The sequence below is a fragment of the Methylocystis sp. genome, assembly GCF_050246715.1.
GTDB lineage: Bacteria > Pseudomonadota > Alphaproteobacteria > Rhizobiales > Beijerinckiaceae > Methylocystis.
In genome coordinates, this window is sequence record NZ_JBFWVN010000107.1 from 1 (window position 1) to 4,369 (window position 4,369).

Below are 4,369 nucleotides of genomic sequence, written 5' to 3' on the forward strand. Positions count from 1 at the left end.
GCATAGGTCGAAAGCCCGACCGACGGCGAAAAGACGAGAAAAGTGATCTCGAAGAGGAGAAGGATGCAGAGCGGCGCCGGGAATATCGAGACCTTCGCCATGCGCCAGAAATGATAGGCGATGATCGTGTCATACATGACGGCGACCAGGAAATACCCCGAGATATTGAGATAGAAGAACGAGAAGATGCCGAATACCCAGCCCATGCCGATGAGGCTCGCCGCCGTCCTGATGTCTTTCGATTCCGCGAGATAAGAGAGCCCGACCGCGATAAGAACGAATGTCCCGTAATAAGCGACGACCAGGAGGTCAGCCGGAATATGGCTGCTACAATAATTGAGAATGCACCCCATATCGCCCCCCGGCGTGATCCGTCCCACTCGACGAATTCCGTGCAGCATTCGTGCCGATAACCAATGATTTTAACGATTAAGACGAGCGCGGCGGATCACGCGGATGCGCTGCAGTTTTTTGGGACGGTGAGACAGAAAAATCCCCCGCGCGGGCGAGCCGCGCGGGGGCGAGTGTTGCGGGTGGTTTCCGCCTAGTCGCGCGGGTTCCAGAGGATCGCGAGGGTTTCCTCGTCTTCCCCGGCGGCGCGAGCGAGATTGGCGAAGACGCGTTTCTCGCCGAAGGCGGGATGCGCGAGGGTGATCGAGACATAGGGCTTGCCGGAATTCTTGCCGACCCGGTTCCAGCCGCCGCCAATCTCATTGCCCTTCGCCGCATAGATTCGGAAGTCGGGCTGGCGATCGTTCTCCTTGGCGTCATTGGGAACGATGCTGATCCTCGTATTCAGGGTCATCATCGCGAGCGTTCCTTCAAAGCCGCCATTCTCGCGCTTCTTCACGGTTCCAATCGATTGAGCCATCTTTTCGTCTCCTTATGCTGCGGCCGGAGACCATTCCCCGGCCTGACGCGACCGATGAGAACGGCGCCGAAGACGCCCGCACCCGCCCTCTTTTTCTTTCTTGGGCGGGCCGGAGCGAACGCGGAGGACCGGACGCAAAGCGATTTTTTGGGGCGCGAGGAGCATCGAAAAAGACTCGCCGCGCAGCGGCGCCGTTAAACAAGATGCGGGGAAAAAATCCTTGGCGCCCGGTTGCAGCGCGGCGGCGGCGGCGTTCAGGGTCCGCGTCATGATCAGGCCGGGAATGAGTTTTCACGGCGCATTGCATGAAAAGGAAACGAAACGCGCAAATCGATGCCGGGCCGATAATGCGTCTGCAAAGGCGGCGAAGGTTCTGTGGTCGCGTAATCCCCGATCTGAATGGATCGGCGTCTCCATCGCGATGCCAAGCGAGGCGGCGAACCGCCTCGCCTGTTCTTCTTCATCGCGCAAAGAGGGGCGCGATCATCTCGGCGCGGCGGACCGCGCCGGGTTTTCCGGTGACTGAGTATGAGAGCGCCGGAAATTGCAGCCAGCGGGGACGCCAGTTCGGCGTTTTCTCGCGCCCGTTCCGGCCTTCGAGGCAATTGCGAATGATAGCCTTTTGAACCTTTGCGGGGCTATCGGCGTTCGCCGCTGCAATCTCGCTCCCGGCGATCTCGCCAAGCATGGCGTTGGCGATCTTCTTGTCGCGCAGCAGATCGAAAAACGCGTCGCCCGGCGCCATCCAGTCGGCGATGTCGATTTTGAGGATTGCGGCGAGGCAATCGACGCCTTCATGGCCGGGAGCGAGCGCCTCAGCCAGGATGAAAGTGAGGATGCGCGCGATTTCATCGTCGCTGAGTTTGATGAGGCGCGCGAAGGTTTCGGCGAGGCGCCAGCCGTCGCCATTGCCGCCAGCAACCGCCGGAGCGTCGTCATCCAATGCCAAAAGCTTGGCGATCCCGGCGCGCTCTTTTTCGAACGCTTCCTGTCCGCGCGAGGCGGCGAGGCTCGCCGCGATCTCCTCCTTACGGGCGCGCATCGGTTCCGGCGCGACGCGGATATTCGGGGCGCCGACGATCAGATGCGCGGCAAGCAATCTGAGCGCGACGCCTTGATGGCCGAGCAGGACGGCGCGCGCCGCCGCGAGCCGATGGAGATCGACATAATTCTCCATGGGCGCGGAACATTCGGGCCGCGTCGGCGATTCCGCTTTTGCGCCCTCGCCGTCTTTCGTCTTGTCCTTCGCCTTGCGGCGCGGCGCATAACCTTTGTGGACGGCGACTTCGCCGGAGTGACGGATTTCGATGAAAACCTCGCCGCCTTGTTTCTTGGACGCCTGATCGAAATCCCAGCGCGAAAAAAATTCGCCGCGCTTTAAAAGCGTCACCTTCGTCCAGCCGCAGGCGAGAAGCTCCTCGCGCTCGGCATCGATGGCGGCGTCCTGATGCTTCCAGAATTGCTCCGCGTCGGCGAAGACCGAGCGCTCGCCGAACAAATCCTCGGAGATATCGCCGTCATAGGCGTCGAGCGGAAAGATCGCCGCGCTGGTCGCGATCTCGCCGCCGCCCAATAACCAACGTTTCAGCGCGCCGCCGCGCGGCGCCTGGGCGTCATCGGATTGGAACAGGGCGAGCCATTCTTTTTGTTTGGCCGCGCTCGCGAGCGTCAGCGCCGCCGCCGTTGCACCGTCGATCTCGTCCTCGGCGTAAGCCTTACGGATCGCGGGCAAGAGATTGGCGAGGGCGAGACGGCGGCGAACTGATAATTCGGTGACGCCGAAGATGCGCGCGATATCGTCAATCGAGCGGCCTTTGTCATTGAGCGCCTTGTAGGCCTCATATTCCTGCATTTCGTCAGGCTCAAGACGCGCGACATTTTCAAGGATGGAGGCTTCTATCGCGGCAGCGTCATCGGCATCGGCGAGGATGCGGCAGGGCAGCGCCCTCGCCTCGCCGGTTTCCTTCTCGATGGTCTTGGACGCGAGAAACCGCCGCCGTCCGGCGACGATTTCGAAATGGCCGTCTTCGCCGTTGGCGCGAACAAGCAGCGGGACGAGAACGCCGCGTTCCCGAATCGATGGGAGGATGTCATCGAGAACGGGCGCCCGCCGCCCAACTCTCATATTCAACTTCGAGACTCTGAGGTTTGCAAGGGAGATAGTCTGTAGGTCCATGGCTCAGGCTCCTTTTCAGGTTTGCGGTTGAATGGATTGGGAAGGCGCGGCGGGCGCATGCTCGAACGCCAGAATGAAGTCCGCCGCTTTCGAGGCGAGCGATGCCGCATTGAAGATCGCGCGATTGTCTTCTTTCAAAACTTCAAGCCATGAGCCGAGATAATCGGCATGGCGGACGGTCGGCGCGATTGAAAGCGAGGCGCAGACGAAAGCGCTCGCCAATTCGGCGACCAGTTCTTCTCGCGCGTAAGCGTGGCTCCCGTAACGGCCCTTGAATTCGCGGTTCAATCGCGAGGCGTGGCCGGTCCAGTGGCCGAGCTCGTGGAATGAAGTGCGATAATAATTCACCTGCTCGAAAAACGCCGGTTGCGGCGGAACGCGAATAAAGTCCTCAGACGGAACATAAAACGCCCGATCGCCGCCGATCCGGAAATCGGCGCCGGTCGCCGAGATCAGCTTTTCGGCGCGCTCGATGGTTTCGCATTCGGGCGATGCTTCCGCGCCTAGCGCAATCCCCTCGGGCAGGCCTTCACATTGCGCGGCGTTGAAGACGGTGTAGCGCTTCAGGAAAGGAACAAAGCTCGCCTCGCCGCCTTCCTGTCTGACGCGTTCCTGCTCATCCTTCGGAACGAACTTGTCGGCGTAAACGACCATTGAGCCGCGTTCGCCCTTCATCACGGCGCCGCCAAGCAAAAGCGCCTGTTTGAAAGTCAGCCAGACTTGGGAGGAAAAGCCGTTTTCAATCGCGGCGCCCCACAGCAACAGGATATTGATCCCGGAATAGGCGGCGCCTGTCGCTCCGTTTTTGGGGAGGCCTGCGGCGATGGTCGCCGCGTCGTTGCTACTCAACGACCCTCTCGCGGCCCATGGCTGAGCCCAAGGGAAACGCCCCGCTTCAAGTTCCTTCACGATCTTAGCCGTCACGTCGGCGTAAAGATCGCGTTTCGGCGTGTCGTCAACTTGTCGCCTGCGCGCAAACCTCCTTCTATTCGCCGGATGTTTTCCCGCCGCGCTTACATCTTTTGTGGCATGCGCACTTCCGCTGCGCGCTTCATTTTCCTCCGGCGCCTCCGCGCTGCGCGCCGCGATTGCGCCCGCTGCCTGCGGTCCATGCGCGCCCCGCGCGCTCGCCGCGCGCCGTGTCGTTTCTGGTTGAAGTTCCGGCATCGCCGTCCGTCCTTTCCCTCCCGCCGCAATTCCCCCGGACTGGCGGGGGCGGCGGAAGCGGGGCGATCCGGCGACGGGTATCAGGACGGACGGCAATCCGGTTTGGGAGGACGAATTCAAACGACAGAGACGGACAAGTGCCAAAGCGGTTGCCG

The 4,369-nt window shown here is 61.4% G+C and carries 3 protein-coding genes and 1 pseudogene; all 4 read right to left on the reverse strand.

Translation table 11 applies throughout. The features are described from left to right. Positions 1–380 (reverse strand): hypothetical protein (locus tag AB7I51_RS17685; RefSeq protein ID WP_428406380.1); only part of this gene is annotated, 380 nt, incomplete at its 3' end. A 164-nt stretch (positions 381–544) separates the two neighbouring features. Next, the gene (locus tag AB7I51_RS17690) at positions 545–871 is read right to left on the reverse strand and encodes a DUF736 domain-containing protein (RefSeq protein ID WP_428406381.1); all 327 of its coding nucleotides are present in this window, start codon (positions 869–871) and stop codon (positions 545–547) included. Between the two features lie 460 nt (positions 872–1,331). Beyond that, complete coding sequence (locus tag AB7I51_RS17695; protein WP_428406382.1) at positions 1,332–3,047, reverse strand: ParB/RepB/Spo0J family partition protein; 1,716 nt, start codon at positions 3,045–3,047, stop codon at positions 1,332–1,334. Between the two features lie 15 nt (positions 3,048–3,062). Beyond that, a pseudogene (locus AB7I51_RS17700) lies at positions 3,063–3,992 on the reverse strand (ArdC family protein); the annotation flags it as partial. Between the last annotated feature and the right edge of the window lie 377 nt (positions 3,993–4,369).